Origin of the sequence: Aeribacillus composti (genome assembly GCF_031760945.1) — a bacterium.
Taxonomy (GTDB): Bacteria; Bacillota; Bacilli; order Bacillales; family Aeribacillaceae; genus Aeribacillus; species Aeribacillus composti.
Genome location: NZ_CP134501.1, coordinates 3,030,755 through 3,053,798, shown reverse-complemented (window position 1 = coordinate 3,053,798; position 23,044 = coordinate 3,030,755). Strand labels below are relative to the sequence as shown.

The window sequence follows — 23,044 nt, the reverse complement described above, 5'->3', positions numbered from 1 at the left end:
TTCAACTCCTATGAAAGAGAGAAAGGGATTATGAAAATAACGTTTCTCCAATATATCCGCCTTTTTTTACTCCAGGAAGACAGGCAAATACGGCACTTCCTCGATGGACGATATATTCGTTTAATTCATCCATTTGCGAAAGCCGCTTTTGAATTGGGATAAATTGCTTGCTTATGCTGCGCTGAAAGCTGATAAACAATAATCCGGCATCAAATGTTCCAGTTTTTGCATCTATTCCATCCGCATATGAATAAGAACGGCGCAAAATTTTCTGTTTTCCGTCACCGTGAGCGACTCGAACATGGGCGGTCATTGGAATGTAGTATTCTCCGTTTTCATCCTTCTTTTCAAAATCCGGCGGATCGAACTCATTTTTTTGCCCAAGGTATGCACCTGAATCCCGGTATCTGCCAAACGTATTTTCTTGTTCCTTTAAAGTAGTCCGATCCCAAACTTCGATAAACATTTGAATCCGCCTTACTACTAAATACGTTCCGTTCACGAGCCAATCAGGTCCGTCACCGGGCTGCACCCAAACGTATTGATTCATTTCAGCAGAATTTTTCACATTTGGATTCACTGTTCCATCCTTAAAGCCAAATAAATTTCGCGGCGTTTCCTTTTTCGGACTCGCTTGCTTTGTACGCTGGAAGCCGGCCTGTGCCCAGCGAAGAACCGCTTTGCCGCGGGCAATTCTCGCTAAATTTCTAACCGCATGGAAGGCAACCTGCAAATCATCCGAGCATGCTTGAATACAAAGATCTCCTCCTGTCCACTGCTCTTCCAATGAATCAAGCGGAAACTTCGGCAGTTCTTTTAGTTCATCCGGCTGCTTTTTTTGCAAACCAAATCTGTCCTTATTGTTTTTTGTAAAAAGCGTCGGGCCGACGCCGAAAGTAATGGTTAAATTTGACGCATTAAGTCCTGCAACTTCCCCCGTATCATCTGGAGGAAGGTATTTATTATTAGCTGGATCTCCAACCGATTTGCCTTCTGTCATAGCTGCAGCAGCCTTCGTCCATTCTTTAAAAAGCTGAATAAGCTCGTTTCTGCCTTCAGCTGTCACGTCAAATGCAGCAAAATAAATGTGGTTTTGCACTTCAGTTGCAATGCCTGCCTGATGTTTTCCGTAAAACGGAACAACCGCATTTGTATTTTCTTTTTTTTGAGAGGTCGGCAACACGTCTGCCAATGCTAGCGCTCCACCAATGCCGGATGCACCGATTAGCACGCCGACTCCTCCGATGCCCGCAGCCTTCAACACATCACGTCTTGATACGTTCTTGTTAAAGACAGATGTCGTTTCTTTTTTATCAGGTTCAGACATTGGCTATCCCTCCAGTACAACCCCTAGTTTAGAAAGAGGCTCTGCCAGTTCATTGATCGATTGGCTCAATTCTTTTACTTGATCCTTGGTCAGCTCAGTATATGAAATATATCCGTCGCCTTTTTTATATTTGTCAAGAAGTGCATAAACTGCTTGAAACCGCTGTTCGATTTCCTTAGCGAGCGCCTCATCCTTTTCCTTAAGGGCAGGGCTCATTAATTCATAAATCTTTTCAGCACCCTCAACATTGGCAACAAAATCGTATAAATCTGTATGGGAATAACGATCCTCTTCACCTGTAACTTTTGATGTTGAAACTTCATTTAAAAGGTCGACTGCGCCGGTGATCAAAAGATCGGGTGTCACATCAACAGTTTCAACTTTTGCGCGCAAAAGCTTCACATCTTTTATAAGCTGCTCAGCATATTTTTCATAGCCTTTCGTCGTATTTTCAACCCAGAGTCCCTTTTCAATCCGGTGATAACCTCCCCACTCTGCATCAGGGACATCACCTTCACGAGCGTCAATTTTCGGATCGAGTTCTGCAAACGCTTCAGCAATCGGTTCAGAACGCTCATAGTGCATGCGAGCCGGCGCATAAAGTTCTTTTGCTTTTTCCACATCCCCAGCGATCACTGCATTGGCAAACTCTTCTGTCTTTTTAACAAATTCATCTATTTCAGCGATCGCAAACGTGCGATAATCTGTAGATATTTGATTTAAATCAACTTGGGAGCTTTCTTTCGCTGTCTCTTTTTTTGCCGGTTCCGTTGTTGAACTTTCATTTGATTGGGAACAGCTAAACAACAAACTGCTTGATAAAAATAATATGACAGGCAATTTATAGCGCTTCATGCGATCAACAACCCCTCAAATTAATGATTTTCATTCTCAATTATATTGGGAATGAAAATCAACTTCAATAGTTTTTTCCTGTTACTAGAACTTAAAGGTGAAAATTGTATGTCAATATTGCTCGCTAGATAAGCCTATACGTTTTGCTGCATGAAAATATTGAATGACTAACATCCTCGAAATGCAAATGTTAAGATACTTCCAGAATTTCAGTCTTTCAGTTTCATATATTTGATTATGACGAAAAATCATTTAATCAATGTTTGGTCAACACAACGTTTCATTGTTTTCACCGCATCATAATAATCTGATTTTGACAATGAAAAGTTCCATGGCTGTCGCTTGGATCGTTTTCATTTTCACGATGACCTAAGAAGTGTTTATCTAAAAAACTTTTCCAGACAAGTCGCTATCTAAAATAAAAAACTGTTCAGCAGTAAAAGCTTTAATTCAACGATTAGCGTATTTTAAAAGGAATTTTGCATAAAAAGTCGAATGTTCATATTGGTGGAAAATGTGGGAAGGAGGAGAAAAATGAGTATCGTTGATCCTTTGAAACACGAAATTTGGCGCCGTTTTGTTCGGGAGGGAGTATTGGATCATGGGAGGATGAATAAAAGAATTGAAGAGTCATGGTATATTTGCCGCCGACAAAATGTCGATCCTTACGATGGAAAAGGAAGGATTGTGCTCGATTCGCAGCTGTTGACGGAAAGAAGGAAAAAGAATCAAAGATTGCTTCAAATTGCTGCTCCGATATTAGGACATTTGGAAAAAGTGTTTCAAGAAACGAAATCAATTCTTCTTCTCGCTGATAGTAACGGATACGTTTTGTATATGAACGGCCATAAACAGGCCATGAACAAGGCAGAAGCAATCAAATTTATTGAGGGGGTGAAGTGGACTGAAGATGAGGTGGGGACGAACGCAATTGGAACAACATTGAGGATTCGTGAACCTATTACGGTTACTGGGTTAGAGCATTACTCTCTTGCTTCTCAGCAGTGGGTATGTTCAGCCACGCCGATCTATGACGAAAAAAAAGAACTTGTCGGAATTATCGACTTATCTTACCCCATCGACTGCTCTCAATTTTCCAACCATGCCTTAGCCACTGTTGTCGCTGCAGCGTATACGATTGAACAACAATTTCACATGAGAAAAAAGGACGATATGTTGGAGTTGCTTAAATATTCATCGAAAGTGAAAAATCCTCATTTCCCTTCAATGATATGTGACGATCAAGGGAAGATTGTATGGATCAACCATTGTTTACGTTCTTTCTTCGCGAGCATGATGGATCAACCGCTTGAAGAAATTTGTGATAAAAATTGGCGAATCAAAACGAAGACTCCTATTTTTTCTTCCATTTACCATGATTTGATTGGCTATGAAGTTACCCTGCAGAAGACGAATTATCATGAAGCTTTTCCATTTCCTACAACAATTTATCACTTTGAAGGAGTAGTTGGAAAAAGCTTATCATTTCAAAATCTTCTAAAGATCTGTGAAAAAGTTGCAAAAACGGAGTCGACTGTTTGTATCATGGGAGAAACAGGAACAGGAAAAGAACTCATTGCTCGTTCGATTCATCAAAATAGCGTGAGAAAAAATGAGCCGTTTGTTGCAGTAAATTGCGGAGCTATTCCAAAGGAATTGATCGGCAGCGAGTTATTTGGTTACGTTGAAGGAGCATTTACAGGAGCCAAACGGACGGGACATAAAGGGAAATTTGTTCAGGCTGACGGCGGAACCATTTTTCTTGATGAAATCGGCGAAATACCGTCGGAAATGCAAGTAGCGCTTTTAAGAGTGCTTCAGGAAAAAGAAGTTGTACCGATTGGCGGGGAAAAGCCCATTCCTGTTGATATAAGAGTCATAACTGCAACACATCGCAATTTATACAAATTAGTAAAGGAAGGAAAGCTGCGTGAAGATTTATTTTACCGCATTTATGTATGCACGCTTAACGTTCCGCCATTAAGAGAGCGTAAAGAAGATATCCCATTCTTTATTGAGTATTATTGTCAAAAAAATGATTGGCTCATTTCTTTTCCAGATGATGTCATACAGTTGTTTTCAGCTTATCACTGGCCCGGAAATATAAGGGAGCTGTTTAACGTGCTCGAGCGTATACGAGTGGAATATGGAGACCGTATTCCATCCATTTCCCACTTGAAATCCATGCTGATTGCTTGGGAGCAAGAACAGGAAAATTCCGAAACATTCCATAAAGGTAATTTGTCGTATCGGGATCAGCTAGAAAGAGAACGCATTCTAAATATGTTGAAGAAAACAAATGGAAATATTGGTGAGGCGGCTGCTGCGTTAAATATCTCTCGAAGTACACTGTATCGCAAATTAAAAAAATATAAATTGAGCTAATTTGCGACAAAACGATAAAAATTAGGACAAAATGAGATGAAAAAAATATTTTTTATAAAGTGCTTACAAAGAATGTTGATTTGTAAGCATTTTTTTATTGGCATGATAGTTGCAAATGAAAAAAGTGAAGCCAATCAAATAGGAGGTTATCTTTATGACGATTGCCAAATCAACATCTACTCCCATTACACAAGAAAAAGCAAAATGGATATTTCAGAAAATGCATGAAATTCGCCAGTTTGAGGACAAGGTTCATGAAATTTTCAGCAAAGGAGTGCTGCCTGGCTTTGTCCATTTATATGCTGGCGAGGAAGCGGTCGCTGTAGGAATTTGCGCGCATTTAGATGACAAAGATTATATCACAAGTACGCATCGCGGACATGGACATTGCATTGCCAAAGGCTGTGATTTGAACGGAATGATGTCTGAAATTTACGGAAAGGCAACAGGATTGTGCAACGGAAAAGGAGGATCGATGCATATTGCCGATGTTGAAAAAGGAATGCTTGGGGCCAACGGAATTGTCGGCGGGGGGTTCCCGCTAGCTGTTGGGGCAGGCCTGACAGCAAAATTGAAGAAGTCGGGAGCGGTTGCAGTTTGTTTTTTCGGAGACGGCGCGAACAATCATGGAACATTTCATGAAGGTATTAATCTTGCAGCTATATGGAAATTGCCTGTTGTTTTTGTGGCGGAAAACAACGGATATGCAGAAGCGACCCCATTTGAATATGCATCCAGCTGTAAAAACATTGCGGATCGGGCTCAGGCCTATAATATCCCGGGAGAAGTGGTCGACGGCAAAGATGTGGTAGCTGTATATGAGGCGGCAGAAAGAGCAGTTGCACGAGCTCGAAATGGAGAGGGCCCGACATTAATTGAATGTAAGACATATCGGAATTACGGACATTTTGAAGGTGACGCCCAGACTTACAAATCTGCGGAAGAAAAACAAAAGCATTTACAGGAGAATGATGCAATTGCAAAATTCCGCCATTACATTCTTTCCAATCAATTAATATCCGAACAAGAATTATTAAATATCGAACAACAGGTAACAAAAGCGGTTGAGGAGGCGGTACATTTTGCTGAAAAAAGCCCGTTTCCGTCTGCTGAGGATCTTTTAAAGGACGTTTATGTATCTTATTAAATCAAAGGAGTTAGGAGGAACGAAAAATGGCAAGAAAAATTTCTTTTTCTGGTGCGGTCAATGAAGCTATGAAGCTGGCAATGCGCAAAGATCAAAATGTTATTTTACTTGGAGAAGACGTTGCAGGAGGAGCGAATGTGGATCATTTGCAGGACGATGAAGCTTGGGGAGGAGTAATGGGGGTTACGAAAGGTCTTGTTCAAGAGTTTGGAAGAGAAAGAGTGTTGGATACGCCTATTGCGGAGGCCGGCTATATTGGTGCAGCAGTTACCGCCGCAGCAACAGGACTAAGACCGATTGCCGAATTAATGTTTAACGATTTTATCGGCAGCTGCTTAGATGAAGTTATGAACCAAGCGGCAAAACTTCGTTATATGTTCGGAGGCAAGGCGAAGGTGCCTGTAACGATACGAACAATGCACGGTGCCGGCTTTCGAGCGGCGGCACAGCATTCCCAAAGCCTGTATGCCCTTTTTACCCATATACCCGGTTTAAAAGTCGTTGTTCCTTCTACACCGGCGGATGCGAAGGGACTGTTGCTTACCTCCATCTTTGACGATGATCCCGTTATCTTTTTTGAAGATAAAACACTTTATAACCTGAAAGGAGAAGTAGAGGAAGGATTTTATACGATCCCGTTTGGAAAAGCGGATATCAAACGGGAAGGCAGCGATTTGACCATCGTAGCGATAGGGAAGCAAGTGCACACGGCCTTGAAGGCTGCCGACATATTAAAAACGAGAGGAGTCGAAACGGAGGTAATTGATCCGAGAACACTGTCCCCGCTTGATGAAGAAACGATTTTATCTTCTGTATCGAAGACAGGCCGGTTAATTGTCATTGATGAGGCAAATCCTCGCTGCAGTGCAGCTGCTGACATTTCCGCTCTTGTAGCAGATAAAGGATTTGATTATCTGGATGGACCAATTAAGCTGATTACGGCTCCGCATTGTCCGGTTCCTTTTTCGCCTGCGCTGGAGGATCTTTACTTGCCGACACCGGAAAAAGTGCTTAAGGCAGCGGCTGAAATAATTGGAGACGAAGCGATCGTGACCGCATAAAAAAAGCTGTGCGTGTTGATGAATGGAGACATCAACACGCATAGCATTTCTAGTATTCATCAAAGGAGAGATGAAACATGACAGTTGAAATTATCATGCCAAAGCTGGGAATGAGCATGGAAGAAGGAACGGTAGTAGAGTGGTTAAAGAAAAAGGGCGATCCAGTAAAAAAAGGAGAACCAGTTGTGGTGATCAGCTCTGATAAGATTGAAAAGGATATCGAAGCACCGCAAGATGGCGTGTTATTAGAGATTGCTGCCGAGCAGGATGAAACAGTGGAAGTAGGAAAAGCCATTGGCTATATCGGTCAAGAAGGGGAGGTAATCAACAACATAACGAACGATGCTGCCCAAGAAGTGGCGACAACCATTTTGAAAGAAGAAAGCTTATCTTCTCAAACAACAATTCGCGTTTCACCTGCCGCCCGAAAACTAGCACGTGAAGCCGGGATTGATTTGAGCAGTATTTCGGGTTCAGGGCCAAAAGGAAGAATTACAAGAGCGGACGTTGAAAAAGCGATTCAATCGAAAAAAGCATCCCCCCATTTAGAACCTGAACAAGAAGTAGTAATCCCGACAAATAAGCCGGCGGAAGAGCAAGAAGATATTGCAGTAAAAACTGTCACTGGCATGCGTAAAGTGATTGCATCAAGGATGTTTACAAGTCTGCATCAGACAGCACAGCTGACGATTCATATGAAAGCCGATGTGACCTCTTTATTTGAGCTGCAAGAAAAGATTAAAAGTGAACTGCAGGATGAGCAGAATTTAAAATTGACTATTACTGACTTTGTAGCTAAGGCGGTCATTCTGTCGCTGCGAAATCAAAAGCAAATGAACAGTTTGTATGAAAATGGGCAGATTCAAACGTATGATTCAGTGCATTTAGGCATTGCAGTTGCATTGGAGAACGGGCTCGTTGTGCCGGTTTTGCGCCATGCCGACAAGCTTTCCTTAAACGAAATTTCGAAAAATATCAAGGAACTAAGTAAGAAGGCAAGAGAAGGAAATTTAAGCAGCGAAGAAATGAGCGGCTCGACCTTTACGATCACCAGTTTAGGGGCTTACGGCGTTGAATTTTTCACCCCGATTTTGAATCCTCCGGAAGTGGGCATTCTCGGAGTAGGAACAGCTGCGGATACGGCAGTGTTTTCAGGAGATACCATTCAAAAGAGAAAAATTTTGCCGCTCAGCTTAACGTTTGACCATCAAGTAATTGATGGAGCTCCGGCAAGCCAATTTCTCGGGCTGGTGAAAAAATATTTAGAAAAGCCGTATCAGCTTTTATGGCTGTGAGTTTTCGGCTTTCAAGCTTGCTTGATTTTTTCACTATAAAAGTAATGCGTTAATAAAACAAGCGGATCTTTCATGATCCGCTTGTTTTAGCTTACGGGCAGCATTTAATTCTCATTCACAATAATTTTTATTTATTTAAGAAGTGCTTAATTTAAATTTTCCCTTTTTCATTAAGCAAATATCGTAGCTGCCGAGTTGTAATGTTTAGTGCTTCTGCTGTTTTTTTTCGATCTCCTGTATGTTTTTTAAGTGATTTGAGGACAAATGATCGGCCAATTTGTTTTTCTAATTCTTTAATGGAATCCAATACTTGTTCAAGGTCGATGTCATCTTGCTGCTTCCATAACGATAAAATATGTTTCGTCCAATTCGATAAATAAGCTTCTAAATCATCATGAACTGTGCTAGCTTTTGGAAATTTTGTTAGTTGGAAGCTGAAGCTGGTTTTTAATTTGTCGGGTAAATATTTTGGCGTAATTATGTTTGTCTCTCCATCTGCCAATGTTGCGGCTCTTTTGACAATGTTAAATAGCTCTCTGACATTTCCCGGCCAGTTATAGTTTTTCATTAGTTCAATGCTTTCATCTGAGAATGTAAGATGTGAAGCGTTTATCTTTTTTAGAAAATAATCCAAAAACAGCGGGAGATCTTCTATTCTGTTTCGCAGTGGGGGAATTCTTAATTTCACTACATCTAAACGATACAATAAATCTTCTCGAAACGTTTTTTCTTGGACAGCCTCGGCCAAATTTTTATTCGTGGCCGCAATGATCCGTGTATTCGTTTTACGGATCGATTCACCGCCTACTCTGAAATATTCCCCCGTCTCTAGTACTCTTAGCAGCTGTACTTGAATGGCCTGGCTTGCTTCACCAATTTCATCTAAAAACAGTGTACCGTTATTGGCTATTTCAAATATTCCTTTTTTCTGTTTAATGGCTCCAGTAAAAGCACCTTTTTCATGCCCGAATAATTCACTCTCCAATAACGTTTCGGAAACAGCTCCGCAATTTATTCGGACAAATGGTTGATCGTATCTTAAGCTCATGTTGTGAATAAAATGGGCAAGCACCTCTTTGCCTGTTCCTGTTTCTCCTTCAATTAATACATTTATGTTTTTCTTAGCAATTTTTTCCGCCAGCTTGACTAATTCATTCATCTTTTTATTGTTGCCGATAATAAATCCAATCGTATCGGCCAGTTTGTCGGTGTTTGCTGGTGAAGAAAATTTCTCGCTATTTAATAAATCTTCTAATGTTTTCTCTAATTGGCTTATATCATCGAACGGTTTTTCAATATAATCATTTGCACCATTCTTAATGGCCTCTACAGCCGTTTTCACTGTGCTGTATCCTGTCATAATGACAGCTTTACAGGAAGGATGAGCTGTTTTTAATTGCTTAAGCAAATGCAGACCATCTGTACCAGGCAGCTTGACATCAATTAGTGCTAAATCAAAGGAATGGAGCGAAATTAAGTTGGAAAAATCTTCAGCATTCAAACCTACTTTTACATCATATCCTTTTTCTTCTAAAAGATGTCGAAAAAAGTTTCCTACTTCACGTTCGTCGTCTATTACTAGTACCTTTTTCATTGCAAATCATCTCCCTTTCTATTCGTGTCTAACTGGGAGCTTTAAAATAAATTCACTGCCTTCTCCGTATTTACTGTTCACGACAATTGTACCGCCGTGTGTTTCAGCGATCCCTAAACTAACGGACAACCCTAGTCCAGTGCCTTTTCCTGGACTTTTCGTGGTAAAAAAAGGATTAAATATTTCCTGCAAATGCTGGTTTTGAATTCCGATTCCATTATCTGTTATGGACAGTGTGATCCATTTTTTGTTGTCTTCAATTATTTCTTTTGTTTCAATCTTGATGATCTTCTTCGGTATATTTTTTTCTTCCAAGGCATCCTTTGCATTAATTAACAAGTTTAAAATGATCTGTCCGATTTGCTGAATATTTCCTTTCACATGATCTATATGCTCAGCCAGTTCTTGTTGAATGATGATATTTTGTTGCTTAAACTGGTCGCTAAAAATTCCTAATACTTGTTCCACCGCTTCATTGATAGAGCATTCTTCGAACACATATTCATCTTGACGCGAAAAAGTAAGTAAATTTTGGATAATGGATTTACATCTTTTTCCACATAAATATATGTCTGATAAAAGTTTGTAGGAGCGGTCGTCCTGTTTGAATGATCTTAATAAAAGCTGAGAATTGCCAAGGATAGCTGTTAAAGGGCTGTTCAGTTCATGCGCGATTCCGGCTGCCATTTCTCCAATAGCCGCTAATTTTCCAGACTGAATTAGTTGAGCTTCCATCTTTCGTTTTTCTGTAATATCGATAATGTAGATGATATATGAATAAACCTCATGGCTCCTATTAAAGATCGGAAATGAGCGGAATTCAAAGACGTGATTTTTTAAATGAAACTCATCAATAATATTTTCTTTGACTGAGAGATATTTTTCCTGAGTAGCTTCCTTTTTATCGATTTCTAATAACTTGTGTATATTCTGTCCGATAAGATCGGTTTTAAAATATTCTTTTGCAGAATCATTCGATTTTAATATATTTCCTTCTAAATCTGTAATAAACATCATATCTGATACCGCACGAAACGTTTCTTCCCATTCTTTTTTGGCTGTTAAGACTTTATGATAAAGACGGACATTTTCGATGCAAACGGCAATTTGATCGGATAGCTGCTGAAAAAACGCAAGGTCCGATTCATCGAAATGATTGATTTTTTTGCTTCCAATGCTTAAAAGACCGATAGCCGCTTCTTTGCTTACGAGGGGAATGACTAAGGCGCTTTGAATACCTAATGATTGATACGCCTTTTTTTCAATGAAATAATGAAGATCATTATTCATTTGGTAAAAAATTTTTTGTGACGACTCAATTGCCTGCCAATATAAAGAATCTTTTTTTGGAAAAACAAATCCAATAGGAAAATATAAAGAATTGGGAGGATATACATTTGTTAGCGTCAGCTTATCATGTTCATATAAAGATAAACTGATTCGTTCAAGCGGAAAAAAAACTTTTAGCTTTTCAAATATATTTTTCAGCATTTCATCTATTGACATATCGATATTGAAGCTTCTATTTACCTCATTTATCACCTCTAGCTGCATGTTTTTCTTTTTGAGCTCTTCAACCATGACTTTCAATTCATTATAGTAGCTTTTTTTAGAAGACTGGACGCCAGTCAGCTTGCTGATCATTTCTTCCCGATCTTTTAGCAACATTTCTACCAAGCCTTTCTGAAAAGTTCTTCAATAATTTCGACAGTGACATCCCTTGGATTTGTGATCATACATGCATCATTTAAAGCAGTTAAGCTCATTTGAGGAATTTCTTCTTTTTTTACATGAATTTCAGAAAGCCTTTGCGGAGCTCCAACATCTTGAATTAATTCCTTCACAAGGTCAATCGCCTTTTTGGCTGCTTCCATTTTCGATATGTCGCAATCATTTAATCCAAGGAGATACGCAATATCTGCAAATTTTTGAGGATTTGCTAAATAATTAAATTCCATGACATGAGGCAATAAAATAGAATTCACATCGCCGTGCAAAATAGGATATCTGCCACCAACTGCATGAGACATGGCATGAACAGCTCCTAAAATGGCATTGGAAAAGGCAATTCCAGCTTGTAAACTTGCCATTGCCATATTGGTTTTCGCCTCTTTATTTAATTTAGAGGCGACAGAAGGCCGTAAATATTTAGCGACAAGCGATATAGAATTTTTGGCATGAACATCAGTTAGCGGTGTTGCGGCCAAACTAATATACGATTCAATCCCATGTGTTAAAACGTCGATTCCTGTTGAAGCAGTTAAATGGGAACTTTTTGTCACGAGTGTTTCAGGGTCAATAATAGCAATATCTGGTATTAATGATTTTGAAATGATGGTCATCTTTTTCTGTTTTTCTGTATTTAAAATAATAGAAAATTGTGAAACCTCTGATCCCGAGCCGGCTGTAGTAGGAATCATGATTTGAGGCGGGAGGGGATGCTTAATTTTGTCGACGCCTTCATAATCATGAATGACTCCGCCATTTGTCGCTAACAGAGCAATAGCTTTGGCTGCATCAATAGCGCTGCCTCCGCCAATCCCGATCACCGAATCGCATCCATATTTAAGATATATATTTCGCCCTTTATCCACTTCTGTATCCTTTGGATTAACCGTAATATCAATGAATGTCTCGTATTTTAAACCGGCTTTGACGCAGCTATCAATGACTACATCCAGCCAGCCGGCCTCCGAAATACCGCGATCACTGACGATGAGCACATTGGATGCGCCCAAACGTAAACAGCAGTTGCCGACTTCAGAAATGGAACCGTTTCCGAATATTATCTCCGGCATGACAAATTTATGAATGTTCATTATGTCCCCCCTTTAACATTGACAGTTTTTCCATAAATACATAATTCCATATAAAAATAAAAAAATCCTTTTAATATGTAAAAGGTAAACAAAATATGTAAGTGGCAAGCAACAATTCATTGCTTACCACAACATATTGAAAGTAGCCGGCATCCGCCAGCTACTTTCAGACAAAAATACGAAATCAAGTAGAGAAAAACGATTTGTTTTTCTCTACTTGAATTATTTAGGGGCCTATCGAGCACTCCCCTATTTTGTATTAATTCTGGGCAATCCAGACGCTTTTCACTTCTGTATAGTTGTCTAATGCATAGGATCCCATTTCTCTTCCTATGCCGGATTCTTTATATCCGCCGAACGGACTTGCAGCGTCAAAGACGTTGTAACAGTTTACCCAAACTGTTCCAGCACGGAGCTTGTTAGCAATGTAATGAGCTTTTGTAACATCGCGCGTCCAAACCCCTGCTGCTAATCCATAATTTGTATCGTTTGCACGTTCAATCAACTCATCTATATCTTCATATGGCAAAGCGGCGATTACCGGTCCGAATATTTCTTCTTTTGAAATGGTCATAGAATCTTCAACGTTGGCAAAAATAGTCGGCTCTACAAAATACCCTTGTTCGGAAGGTTTTTGTCCTCCTGTTAAAAGTTCAGCACCTTCTTCCAGCCCTTTTTCAATATATCCAAGGACTCGGTTTTGCTGCTCGGAAGAAACAAGCGGTCCCATTTCTGTATCTGCTTTTAGTCCAAATCCTTGTTTAATAGATTTTGCATGGGATACCATATCAGCCACAACATTGTCATACTGTTTCTTCTGAATGAAGACGCGGCTGCCTGCACAACAAACTTGTCCTTGGTTGAACATGACGCCATTTAAAGCACCCGGAATTGCTTTTGAAAAATCAGCATCAGGCAAAATGATGTTCGGTGATTTACCGCCTAGTTCTAACGTAACGCGTTTAAGAGATTTCGAAGCGTTTGCCATAATTAATTTTCCGACTTCAGTTGAACCTGTGAAGGCAATTTTATCAACTTGTGGATGTTTGACTAATGCATCACCTGCTGTTTCACCAAATCCGGGAACAATATTGACAACACCGGCAGGAAAACCGGCTTCTTCAATAAGTTCAGCTAAATATAAAGCTGAAAGAGGTGTTTGTTCAGCTGGCTTTAATACAACTGTACAACCGGTTGCAAGCGCGGCGCCAAGCTTCCACATTGCCATGAGCAATGGAAAGTTCCAAGGAATAATTTGCCCTACGACGCCAACTGGTTCATGACGTGTATAGTTAAAATACGGTCCATTGACTGGAATTGTTTGTCCGACAATTTTCGTAGACCATCCAGCATAATAACGCATGTGTTCAATTGCCAACGGTACGTCGGCATTGATTGTTTCACGAATTGGTTTCCCATTATCCAATGTTTCTAGCTGAGCCAGTTCTTCTTTATTTTCCTCCATTAAATCCGCCAGTTTATACATGAGCCTGCTTCTTTCTGCTGCGCTCATTCTTGACCACGGTCCACGGTCAAACGCTTCTCTGGCTGCCTTCACAGCGCGGTCGATATCTTCAGCATCTCCTTCATAAACTGTTGCCAATCTTTCTCCCGTTGCAGGGTTAGGAGTGTCAAATGTTTTTCCTGAAGCGCTTTCAACAAAGCTGCCGTTTATATACATTTTTTTCTTACCGGATAAAAACTTTTCAACTTTTTCTTTTAATTTAGGGGCTGCAATTGAGCTCATCATCAATCCTCCTTCAATTTTAGTACGATACGACCGTTGATTTTTCCTTTTTCCATTCTTTCAAATACTTCATTTATTTCTTCTAATTCAGCGGTTTCAACAATTGGACGGACTTTTCCGCGAGCAGCAAAATCTAATGCTTCCTGCATGTCCTTTCTTGTACCGACGATGGAACCTTTAACGGAAACGCCGTTTAATACTGTATCGAAGATCGGAATAGGCAGATCAGCATTTGGCAGACCAACAACAACTAATGTGCCTCCCCGTTTCACTGACTGATAGGCCTGTTCAAATGCTTTTTTATTCACCGCTACACTAATAGCAGCATGAACACCGCCTACTTGATCATGTATCGCTTTGACAGGATCTTCTTTTAAACCGTTGATTGCAATATCTGCACCTAAATCTTTGGCTAATTTTGATTTTTCATCACTGATATCAACAGCTACCACATTAAGTCCCATCGCTTTGGCGTATTGTAATGCAATATGACCAAGTCCTCCAATACCGTAAATGGCCACCCATTCACCTGGCCGAGCACCTGATACTTTCAACGCTTTATATGTCGTTACGCCTGCACATAAAATTGGCGCTACTTCAACTGGATCTAAGTTATCAGGAATTTTCGCCACATAATCTGCGGGAGCTTTACAGTATTCCGCATATCCGCCATCAACGGAATATCCGCCATTCAATTGATGCGGGCAAAGTGTTTCTTGACCAGTTAAACAATATTCACATTCACCACATGCAGAATATAACCATGGGATGCCGACGCGATCTCCCACTTTTATTGATTTAACTCCCTTTGCGACTTCTACAACAATTCCGACTCCTTCATGCCCCGGAATTAACGGCAATTTGGGTTTAACCGGCCAGTCACCATGGGCTGCATGTAAATCCGTATGGCACACACCGCATGCTTCGATCTTAACTAAAACTTCACCTTCCTCTAGTTTTGGTCTTTCCACCTCTTTAATTTCAAGTGCTTTTTTAAATTCGTTAACTACTGCTGCTTTCACTCAAAACAACCCCTTTCATTTTTTTTTCGACTTTATATCATGCAAGAACCGTACCAAAATTGAAAGCGCTTAATTTGTGGAATATTAGAAAAATACAAAATAGATTTTTGCCGAATTTTTGGCAGACTTGAACAAAATATTGGCAGAATTGTTGCGTGAAAAGAAAAAGCAGGTTGTTCCAATGAGAAACCTGCTAAAAATATAGTGTTCAGTTTTTGCTCAAGCATGAATGATCATATTGCTTTCGGCACTGACGATATGCTTCCATGCAGATATTTTTTGGGGCGACATGTTCGGATTAAAGAGATTTTAAATCCTTCATCCAACTTTTTTTCGTAATTCCGAAATAATTGTGTAATTGCTGATATATTTGAAATAATTTTTTATATTTTTCTACATGGCTGAGAATTGGTTTGTAAGTTTTCAAAATTGGCTGTTTCATCTTTTCAACAGCCTCTTCTACGCTATCATATCCTCCATTTTCCTTGCCAGCTGCAACAGAGCCAAGAATGGCAGCGCCAACTGCAGGGGTATAATCGCTGGCTGAAACAATAATCTCTTTATTTAAAACGTCTGCATATATTTGCATGAGTAAATCATTTTTTTGGGGCAAACCACCGCAAGCAAATATTTCATTAATTTTTAATCCTGCTTGTTCATAATTTGAAATAATGATTTTTGCGCCAAATGCTGTAGCTTCCATATATGCTCTATAGATATCCTCAGGTTTGGAAGCGAGGGTCAGTCCTACAATCATTCCTGAAAGATCTGCATCTGAAAGTATAGATCGGTTTCCATTATGCCAATCTAATGCAATGAGACCAGATTGACCAGGCTCTAGGTGAGATGCCTTTTTTTCCAGTAAATCAAATACTGAAATTCCTTGTTCTTTCGCTTCTTTCATCAATGATTCCGGAACTTGTTTTGCAAACCAGCCAAATAAATCGCCTACAGCGGATTGTCCGGCTTCGTATGCATATAATCTTGGGATAATAGAATTTTTTACTACTCCCGAAATACCCGGTATATGAATTTCTTTTTTGCTCAGCATAATATGGCAAGTGGACGTCCCCATTACCATTGTCAATTGATGCGGTTTGGATGAACCGACTCCTAATACTGCGGAATGAGCATCGATAATGGCAACGGCGACAGGCAGATTTTTCGGCAATCCTAAAAGACTTGACATTTCATCAGTGAGGACCCCAGCTTTTTCACCAATATATCCAATTTTACCTTTTAACTTTGAAGAAACAATGTTTTTAAATTCAGGATGGAGCTTTTCGAAAAATTGCACGGGAAAACCGCTGTTTTCATTCCAAAAAGCTTTGAAGCCTAACGAGCAATTGCTTCTGACAACTTTCCCTGTTAACTGTGAAACAATCCAATCTCCTGCTTCCAAAAATAAGCTAGCTTTTTCATACACTTCACGATCTTTGCAAAAAACTTCATAGCATTTTGGGATAAACCATTCTGTTGAAATGTTGTAGCCGTAATTTTTTAGCCAGCTTTCTTTATGTGAAGAAGCTAATTTGAACATTTCTTCTGTTTCTTTTTTTGGTCCATGATGCTTCCATAATTTTACCCACGCATGGGGATTGTTTTGAAATTCCTTGTGAAAACATAATGGTTTTCCTTTTTCATCTACTGCGACCATAGTAGATGAGGTGAAATCAATGCCAATACCTATAATTTGTGAAGAGCTGATATTTGCATCTTTTATAGCATGAGGAATTCCTTTCATAATGACTTCTAAATAGTCGCCCGGATGCTGAAGAGCATAATCTCTGGGTAATCTCGTCCCATCGTTCGTCGGAAGCATCTCTGTAATCACTCCATGCGCATATGGAATGACACATTGTCCTTTAATAGATCCATCGTCAATGTTTACTATTAAAACTCTCCCAGATTCAGTACCGAAATCAATTCCAATAGTATATTTTTCCATACCAACCACTCCATGAAAATGCTTTCATTGTACTGATTATATTAAACTAATAAAATAAAATTTACAAGCATAAAATTAATATAATCGAGCAAAAATAAACATATTTTTGTTCATTTATATTGACAATTTAAACAATATCGAATTATATTCATTATAAACAATCAAAAACAAGCAAGAAAGAACATAAATGAACATGGAGGATTAAGGATGACAGATGTGATTCATTCAAAGGCTTATAGGTTAATAGAGCCTGGAAAATTTAAAGAAACAATTATTGAACATAAAGTAAAGGAAGGTGAAGTAGTCGTCCAGCCTATTTTAGCCAGTATTTGTCATGCAGACTTAAGATACTATACCGGCAAAAGAAGAAAAGAAGCTCTTAACCAAAAGCTTCCGATGGCATTATTTCATGAAGGGATTGGAGAAGTAGTCATTTCAAAAGATGAGTTTATACAAGTTGGACAAAAGGTTGCAATTGTGCCAAGCATCCCTGGTTACAGATTAGAACAAAAGAAAAAAGAAGATTGTTGTGAATCCTGCAGGAGAAATGTCGCAGATAACTATTGTAAAACTGGAGTGTTTTTAGGAAGCGGATATGATGGCATTGGTCAGGAGTTTTTAGTATTGCCAAGCGAAAATGTTGTACCAATTCCAGAAAAGCTGAAAGATGAGATTGCTGTATTAGCAGAGTTATGCTCAGTTTCACTGCATGCACTGAATCATTTGAAAGAAGAAGATTTTCATAAAGGGAAAATTGCTGTGTTCGGCGATGGACCAGTAGGATATTTAACAGCCGCAATGCTATATCATTATTTTCATATTCCTAAAAGCCAGCTATTAGTGTTTGGAGCAGTGGAAGAAAAACTGAATCAGTTTGATTTTGCCACTGTACACTTAGTTAACGATTTTCCTTTTTTAGAAGCTAAAGGGGTGACAGTTGCAATTGAATGCACAGGTGGCAAGTTTAGCGAAAGCGCTATCAACCAAGCGATTGATTTATTGGAGCCTGAAGGCAAATTGATTTTAATGGGGGTGACAGAGCAGCGTGTACCAATTAATACAAGAGATGTATTAGAAAAAGGGTTGCAGCTTTACGGAAGTTCCAGAAGTTCAAGTGAAGATTTTAAAACTTTGATGCAAGCATTTCTAAATGAAGATTATCAGAAAACTCTCTCTAAGTTGATACCGGAAAAAAGCATAGCAATCCGAAACGCAGAAGATTTAAAAAAGGCAATGGATGAAGCTGCTGAACATAAAGGGTGGAAAAAAACATATTTATCTTTTTCATGGAACTAAATAAAAGGGGTGTAAAATAATGACACAAGTAACTGGAGTGAAATGGACTGAAAAATTAGGTATACCTTCTTCGATTGCATGGGGTTATTTAGGGATTTTAATTTTCATGATGGGAGATGGACTGGAAATTGGCTGGCTAAGTCCTTGGTTAATTGATCAAGGATTTACAGTTCAGCAAACTAGCCTATTGTTTTCGGCTTATGGGGTGACAGTCGCTGTTTCTTCGTGGCTGTCCGGAGTATTAGTTGAAGCGCTTGGTACAAAAAGAACGATGTGGCTAGGGGTGTTATTTTATATACTGGGAACAATTGGATTTTTGAGTTGTGGGCTGCCGAATTTGAATATTTGGTGGATGGTTCCGTTTTATGCATTAAGGGGCTTGGGATACCCGCTGTTTGCATACTCTTTCCTAGTATGGATTGCTTACCGTGCCGATCAGGAGCGTCTCGGAACAGCTGTCGGCTGGTTTTGGTTTGTATTTACAGGAGGTTTAAATGTTTTAGGGGCTTATTATTCCGTAGTTGCAATCAAATTATTTGGGCACTATACTACGTTGTGGTCATCAATCTTTTGGGTCGTATTAGGGGCGATAATCGCATTAATAGTTAATAAAGACAAATTAGAACCAAATCAAGGAAGTTCTGCAAAAGAAAAATTATATGAGCTAATAAAAGGTGTCACAATTGTCAAGGAAGAGCCGAAAGTATTATTAGGCGGCATTGTTCGTGTCATTAATACTACTGCGCAGTTTGCATTTCCTGTTTTTTTGCCTACTTATCTTGCTGGACACGGAATTCCAACATCTACATGGTTGGCTATTTGGGGGACAATTTTTACAAGCAATATTTTATTTAATCTATTTTTTGGATATATAGGGGATAAAATTGGCTGGCGCAATACCATCATGTATTTTGGCGGTATTGGCTGCGGAGTTACTACTTTAGCTATATATTATTTTCCAGAGTGGTTTAATGGTAATATTTGGATCGTTGGCTTAGTAGCCATTTTATGGGGCGGATTGTTAGCGGGATATGTTCCGTTGTCTGCTTTAGTACCTTCGTTGGTGAAAGAGGACAAAGGAGCTGCAATGTCTGTTCTAAATTTAGGCGCTGGCTTGCCTGTTTTTGTTGGTCCTGCTATCGTTGGCCTGTTAATTGGTTCAATAGGAAATGTAGGAGTTATTTGGGTGCTGGCAATACTTTATTTTGTAAGCGCTATATTAACCAAATTTATTACATTGCCTGAAGAAACGAAATAACAAGATCTGAAAAAACATAGTCGATTGAATTCCTAATGAAAAGAGAATAATATAAGAATAGAAAAATTTAAATTGTTAGGAAGTTCGACTATGTTAGCTCTTGAAAGGCAAAAAAAAATAGTAGAATACGTAAAGGAAAAGAAAATTGCTACTGTGGCTGAATTGGCTGTATATTTTCATGTCCATGAGGCAACGATTCGAAGAGATTTGTCGCTATTAGAATCAGAGGGAAAATTGAGAAGGACCCATGGCGGCGTTGTCATTGAGGAAGATAAAGTAAAATCGGAGCCGTCTTTTCAGGATCGGGAAACCGTTCAGTTCGAGGAAAAACGAAGAATTGGCATGCGTGCTGCACAGTTTATACAAGATGGCGAAAATATTATACTAGACTCAGGAACAACGACCGTTCATATTGCTGAAGCGATATTAGATAGAAAAAACATAACAGTGATTACAAACGATATAAATGTTGCGGCAAAGTTGCGTTTTTCAAATGGGATTAAAGTTATTGTAACAGGTGGTACGCTATATCCGGAAAGCTATATGTTAAATGGACTCATTGCTGATGAAGTGTTAGGCAATCTCCATGTGGACAAAGCATTCATCGGAACGCCAGCCCTTCATCACAAATTTGGCCTTACTCATTTTGATGAACAGATTGCTGCAACGAAGCGTTCTATGATAAAAGCTGCGAAGAGCGTCTATGTTGTAACGGATCATACGAAAGTAGGAAGGATTGCTTTGCATACTGTTGCCAGTCCAAATCAAATTGATGCGGTAATTATAGGCTCTGAATTAAGTGAGATTGAAATCAAAAAATGGGAAAATAGTGGCGTTAATCTTCATCTTGTATAAAGGAAAATTCAATATTTTACTCAAAATGCTTTCATTTTTCATTAACAATAATAATGAAAAAAGCAGATTGCACCGTACGGGCAGTCTGCTTTTAATTTACTAGCGGCAATTTTGCGAAATCAAGAACGAACAAAAAAACCTCTGAGTTTCGATTAGGAGCTGATCATGCTTTTTGTCCATTTAAAGCATTCGCAAATTCCTCTACTGCTGCGTCCAATCTTTGCACTAGCTCTTCTGACAAGCTGTATTGTTCATTTTCTTCTCTGGTTACCCAGGCATCAACGGCATAAACGCCTCCTAGAATATATCTGCCTCCCATTGTGGATAACACTGGTTTTAGCGCATAATCTATAGATAGAAGGTGAGCCAATGTGCCACCAATAAACAACGGAAGTATTGTTTTACCCAAAAGCCCTTTTTGCGGAAGTAGGTCAAGGTATGTTTTCAATACGCCTGTATAAGCTGCTTTATACACTGGGCTTGCGATGATAATTCCGTCAGCTTGTTCTACTTTTTGGTTGGCGTTCAGAATCGCCTCGCTGTCGAATTTAGCTTTGATTAAATCTTCCGCAGGCAGCTGTGCTACTTGAATGTAATCAATCTCAATTCCTTTTTGCTGCAATTGCTGTTCAGCATATTGGATTAATCCATTTAATCTTGATGATGGAAACGGACTTCCATTGATAATTACAACTTTGCTCATTTACTACTATGCTCCTTTCTACGATTCTAAAAAACATATAAATCTTATTGAAATAGTTCGCTTTATGCTATCATCATTTTTATATTCTGTCAATATATGGAGGCTCTTAGCTGTTATTCTAATAGCCTTTAATTTGAGCATAAATCAAGAGAAAATAAGAAGCAACTTTAAGCTCTTGGAGATTTAGCTTTTTCCAAAATTTTTTTGAGAAAGTTACATATTGTTCACTTTCTTTTAGATTCAACAATTCGCGAAGATATGAGACGCCTCTTTACGTGCTATTCTTTAATCCCGATGACACGAATTCGCTTATAATCGGCAAACCAGATGCCATTTTTATATATGACGTTTTTCAAGTTGTTTTCCACGTTTGTGAAGATAAGATTTTTTGTTTCGTTTGTCAAACTGTTAAACAGGCTGCCAGCGAACATCTCTATCCAATTTTTTACCCCATTTTCCCCATGTAATGGCGTTGGGCGGTCAAAATGCTGGGCGAACACGACACGGAACCCCACTTCTTCCATCAACGATGAATATTCACCAATGCTCGGGAAATACCAAGGAAATTGGTCTGCTAATTCCTCCATGCCCAATTTATTGAATTCATTTCGGATGGCATCGGTAATCGTTTTGACATTGCCTTTGCCGCCGAATTCCGCTACAAAACGGCCGTTCTCCTTTAAGGCCTGGTATATATTGATTAACGCCTGTTTTGGCGGCTTGATCCAGTGAAGAACTGCATTGGAGAAAACGGCATCAAACTCGTTGCGGTATCCAAGATTTAGAACATCCTTCACCTCAAAGGTTAAACCGGGGTATTTTGCTTTAGCCTGATTAATCATATTTTCTGATTTATCAATTCCGACGACGTCAACTCCTAATTCGTAAAGCTTCCAGGCTAAATCTCCCGTACCGCAGCCGAGGTCAAGAATACGTTCACCTTTTTTTGGCTCCAACAGATCAAGCAAATGCTCTCCAAATTTGGAAACAAATGAATGTTTTGCATCATACAAAGCTGCATTCCAACTGTCTTTTTTCATGTGATAGGATCCCTTCTTTCATTTGTAGTAAAAATATGGGGGAATTTTGCAAAATGCATTTCAATGGAACATTCGCTTATTTTTGGCCATTTCTAAACGGTTCCAGTACTTCATCCACCCATTGACGAAATTTTTCATACGCTTCCTCATTTGTTTGAACATTTTCTATAAATCCACCTTTAAATTTATCATAATAATGCTCTTTATTTACAAATAATTGTTGAAATTCTTCCTCTTTTAAATCATCAAAAAATAAATCCATTGTGCCATCAGTTCTTTCCCAGGCAATTCCTTCGATGAAAGGGGAAAATTCATCTTTAAAGTTGTCTACATGTAAATGATTCCCGGTGTAATTTTTCGAATGAAAGTAGTCATTCTTCTTCATGAGTGTGTCCTCCAAATTGATTTTTACATAATTTGAATTTTTTGCTAAGTATCTCGTTAAGAAAGATTACACAATATAACAAGATGTTTCTTGTTTACCAATTTGAAGAGCAATTTCGGAGCAGGTAACCTGCATCACGCTGCGCTTTTTAACTCCATTTTATATTTTAGAATATTTCAATTGTTTCTAGTAATGCTCTATTTCAAAAAAGATTGTAGCTTGGCCCTAGGAAAATGCGATGTTGAATCATTACACAGAAACAGGAGGCACTCCTCTTCTTAAAAACAAGGTGTCATTCCCTTATGGT

At 39.1% G+C, this 23,044-nt stretch carries 18 protein-coding genes; 7 read left to right on the top strand and 11 right to left on the bottom strand.

Translation table 11 applies throughout. The features are described 5' to 3' along the window. Nucleotides 1–28: 28 nt before the first annotated feature. A complete protein-coding gene (efeB, locus tag RI196_RS14840; protein WP_311066443.1) occupies nucleotides 29–1,327 on the bottom strand; it encodes an iron uptake transporter deferrochelatase/peroxidase subunit in 1,299 nt (432 codons plus the stop codon). 3 nt (nucleotides 1,328–1,330) lie between these two features. Next, nucleotides 1,331–2,182, bottom strand: a complete 852-nt coding sequence (gene efeO, locus RI196_RS14835; protein ID WP_063387222.1) for an iron uptake system protein EfeO — start codon at nucleotides 2,180–2,182, stop codon at nucleotides 1,331–1,333. A 534-nt stretch (nucleotides 2,183–2,716) separates the two neighbouring features. On the opposite strand from efeO, the gene RI196_RS14830 reads away from it, so the two are divergent. The 4 genes from RI196_RS14830 (at nucleotide 2,717) to RI196_RS14815 (ending at nucleotide 8,070) form a co-directional block, all read left to right on the top strand. Beyond that, nucleotides 2,717–4,567 carry a sigma-54-dependent Fis family transcriptional regulator gene (locus tag RI196_RS14830; RefSeq protein ID WP_311066442.1) on the top strand — a complete coding sequence of 617 codons (1,851 nt, stop codon included), beginning with the start codon at nucleotides 2,717–2,719 and terminating at the stop codon, nucleotides 4,565–4,567. A gap of 154 nt (nucleotides 4,568–4,721) precedes the next feature. Beyond that, complete coding sequence (locus RI196_RS14825; RefSeq protein ID WP_063387224.1) at nucleotides 4,722–5,714, top strand: thiamine pyrophosphate-dependent dehydrogenase E1 component subunit alpha; 993 nt, start codon at nucleotides 4,722–4,724, stop codon at nucleotides 5,712–5,714. Between the two features lie 26 nt (nucleotides 5,715–5,740). Beyond that, the gene (locus tag RI196_RS14820; protein ID WP_063387225.1) at nucleotides 5,741–6,775 is read left to right on the top strand and encodes an alpha-ketoacid dehydrogenase subunit beta; all 1,035 of its coding nucleotides are present in this window, start codon (nucleotides 5,741–5,743) and stop codon (nucleotides 6,773–6,775) included. A 77-nt stretch (nucleotides 6,776–6,852) separates the two neighbouring features. Further along, nucleotides 6,853–8,070 carry a dihydrolipoamide acetyltransferase family protein gene (locus tag RI196_RS14815; protein ID WP_094244576.1) on the top strand — a complete coding sequence of 406 codons (1,218 nt, stop codon included), beginning with the start codon at nucleotides 6,853–6,855 and terminating at the stop codon, nucleotides 8,068–8,070. Between the two features lie 151 nt (nucleotides 8,071–8,221). Here the strand turns inward: RI196_RS14815 and RI196_RS14810 are convergent, their stop codons facing one another. The 6 genes from RI196_RS14810 to RI196_RS14785 form a co-directional block, all read right to left on the bottom strand. Continuing rightward, a complete protein-coding gene (locus RI196_RS14810) occupies nucleotides 8,222–9,664 on the bottom strand; it encodes a sigma-54-dependent transcriptional regulator (protein WP_311066441.1) in 1,443 nt (480 codons plus the stop codon). A gap of 18 nt (nucleotides 9,665–9,682) precedes the next feature. Beyond that, complete coding sequence (locus RI196_RS14805; protein WP_311066440.1) at nucleotides 9,683–11,332, bottom strand: sensor histidine kinase; 1,650 nt, start codon at nucleotides 11,330–11,332, stop codon at nucleotides 9,683–9,685. Between the two features lie 2 nt (nucleotides 11,333–11,334). Continuing rightward, nucleotides 11,335–12,483 carry an iron-containing alcohol dehydrogenase gene (locus RI196_RS14800; RefSeq protein WP_063387229.1) on the bottom strand — a complete coding sequence of 383 codons (1,149 nt, stop codon included), beginning with the start codon at nucleotides 12,481–12,483 and terminating at the stop codon, nucleotides 11,335–11,337. 259 nt (nucleotides 12,484–12,742) lie between these two features. Beyond that, nucleotides 12,743–14,230, bottom strand: coding sequence for an aldehyde dehydrogenase family protein (locus RI196_RS14795; protein ID WP_063387230.1), 1,488 nt, complete (start codon nucleotides 14,228–14,230; stop codon nucleotides 12,743–12,745). A gap of 2 nt (nucleotides 14,231–14,232) precedes the next feature. Further along, nucleotides 14,233–15,252 (bottom strand): alcohol dehydrogenase AdhP, encoded by a 1,020-nt coding sequence (adhP, locus tag RI196_RS14790; RefSeq protein ID WP_063387231.1) that lies wholly within the window; start codon nucleotides 15,250–15,252, stop codon nucleotides 14,233–14,235. A 298-nt stretch (nucleotides 15,253–15,550) separates the two neighbouring features. Continuing rightward, the gene (locus tag RI196_RS14785; RefSeq protein WP_066250957.1) at nucleotides 15,551–17,200 is read right to left on the bottom strand and encodes a ribulokinase; all 1,650 of its coding nucleotides are present in this window, start codon (nucleotides 17,198–17,200) and stop codon (nucleotides 15,551–15,553) included. 207 nt (nucleotides 17,201–17,407) lie between these two features. Here RI196_RS14785 and RI196_RS14780 point away from each other — a divergent pair, with 207 nt between their 5' ends. The 3 genes from RI196_RS14780 to RI196_RS14770 all read left to right on the top strand — a co-directional run bounded on the left by RI196_RS14780 (nucleotide 17,408) and on the right by RI196_RS14770 (nucleotide 20,609). Further along, the gene (locus tag RI196_RS14780) at nucleotides 17,408–18,496 is read left to right on the top strand and encodes an alcohol dehydrogenase catalytic domain-containing protein (RefSeq protein WP_117016928.1); all 1,089 of its coding nucleotides are present in this window, start codon (nucleotides 17,408–17,410) and stop codon (nucleotides 18,494–18,496) included. Nucleotides 18,497–18,515: 19 nt separating this feature from the next. After that, nucleotides 18,516–19,754, top strand: a complete 1,239-nt coding sequence (locus tag RI196_RS14775; protein WP_311066439.1) for an MFS transporter — start codon at nucleotides 18,516–18,518, stop codon at nucleotides 19,752–19,754. 90 nt (nucleotides 19,755–19,844) lie between these two features. Further along, nucleotides 19,845–20,609, top strand: coding sequence for a DeoR/GlpR family DNA-binding transcription regulator (locus RI196_RS14770; protein WP_311066438.1), 765 nt, complete (start codon nucleotides 19,845–19,847; stop codon nucleotides 20,607–20,609). A 163-nt stretch (nucleotides 20,610–20,772) separates the two neighbouring features. On the opposite strand, the gene ssuE is transcribed toward RI196_RS14770, so the two are convergent. The 3 genes from ssuE to RI196_RS14755 form a co-directional block, all read right to left on the bottom strand. Beyond that, nucleotides 20,773–21,312, bottom strand: a complete 540-nt coding sequence (gene ssuE, locus RI196_RS14765) for an NADPH-dependent FMN reductase (protein ID WP_117016930.1) — start codon at nucleotides 21,310–21,312, stop codon at nucleotides 20,773–20,775. Between the two features lie 278 nt (nucleotides 21,313–21,590). Beyond that, nucleotides 21,591–22,352 carry a class I SAM-dependent methyltransferase gene (locus RI196_RS14760; protein WP_144597049.1) on the bottom strand — a complete coding sequence of 254 codons (762 nt, stop codon included), beginning with the start codon at nucleotides 22,350–22,352 and terminating at the stop codon, nucleotides 21,591–21,593. 76 nt (nucleotides 22,353–22,428) lie between these two features. After that, nucleotides 22,429–22,737 (bottom strand): hypothetical protein, encoded by a 309-nt coding sequence (locus RI196_RS14755; protein WP_063387238.1) that lies wholly within the window; start codon nucleotides 22,735–22,737, stop codon nucleotides 22,429–22,431. Between the last annotated feature and the right edge of the window lie 307 nt (nucleotides 22,738–23,044).

Bases quoted from the DNA above. Each gene is read 5' to 3' on its own strand.
- ssuE (WP_117016930.1), bottom strand. From the start codon at position 21,312: ATGAGCAAAGTTGTAATTATCAATGGAAGTCCGTTTCCATCATCAAGA.
- RI196_RS14785 (WP_066250957.1), bottom strand. From the start codon at position 17,200: ATGGAAAAATATACTATTGGAATTGATTTCGGTACTGAATCTGGGAGA.
- efeB (WP_311066443.1), bottom strand. From the start codon at position 1,327: ATGTCTGAACCTGATAAAAAAGAAACGACATCTGTCTTTAACAAGAAC.
- RI196_RS14805 (WP_311066440.1), bottom strand. From the start codon at position 11,332: ATGTTGCTAAAAGATCGGGAAGAAATGATCAGCAAGCTGACTGGCGTC.
- RI196_RS14820 (WP_063387225.1), top strand. From the start codon at position 5,741: ATGGCAAGAAAAATTTCTTTTTCTGGTGCGGTCAATGAAGCTATGAAG.
- RI196_RS14770 (WP_311066438.1), top strand. From the start codon at position 19,845: ATGTTAGCTCTTGAAAGGCAAAAAAAAATAGTAGAATACGTAAAGGAA.
- RI196_RS14755 (WP_063387238.1), bottom strand. From the start codon at position 22,737: ATGAAGAAGAATGACTACTTTCATTCGAAAAATTACACCGGGAATCAT.
- RI196_RS14795 (WP_063387230.1), bottom strand. From the start codon at position 14,230: ATGAGCTCAATTGCAGCCCCTAAATTAAAAGAAAAAGTTGAAAAGTTT.
- RI196_RS14815 (WP_094244576.1), top strand. From the start codon at position 6,853: ATGACAGTTGAAATTATCATGCCAAAGCTGGGAATGAGCATGGAAGAA.
- RI196_RS14830 (WP_311066442.1), top strand. From the start codon at position 2,717: ATGAGTATCGTTGATCCTTTGAAACACGAAATTTGGCGCCGTTTTGTT.
- RI196_RS14780 (WP_117016928.1), top strand. From the start codon at position 17,408: ATGACAGATGTGATTCATTCAAAGGCTTATAGGTTAATAGAGCCTGGA.
- RI196_RS14810 (WP_311066441.1), bottom strand. From the start codon at position 9,664: ATGAAAAAGGTACTAGTAATAGACGACGAACGTGAAGTAGGAAACTTT.
- RI196_RS14800 (WP_063387229.1), bottom strand. From the start codon at position 12,483: ATGAACATTCATAAATTTGTCATGCCGGAGATAATATTCGGAAACGGT.
- RI196_RS14760 (WP_144597049.1), bottom strand. From the start codon at position 22,352: ATGAAAAAAGACAGTTGGAATGCAGCTTTGTATGATGCAAAACATTCA.
- RI196_RS14825 (WP_063387224.1), top strand. From the start codon at position 4,722: ATGACGATTGCCAAATCAACATCTACTCCCATTACACAAGAAAAAGCA.
- efeO (WP_063387222.1), bottom strand. From the start codon at position 2,182: ATGAAGCGCTATAAATTGCCTGTCATATTATTTTTATCAAGCAGTTTG.
- RI196_RS14775 (WP_311066439.1), top strand. From the start codon at position 18,516: ATGACACAAGTAACTGGAGTGAAATGGACTGAAAAATTAGGTATACCT.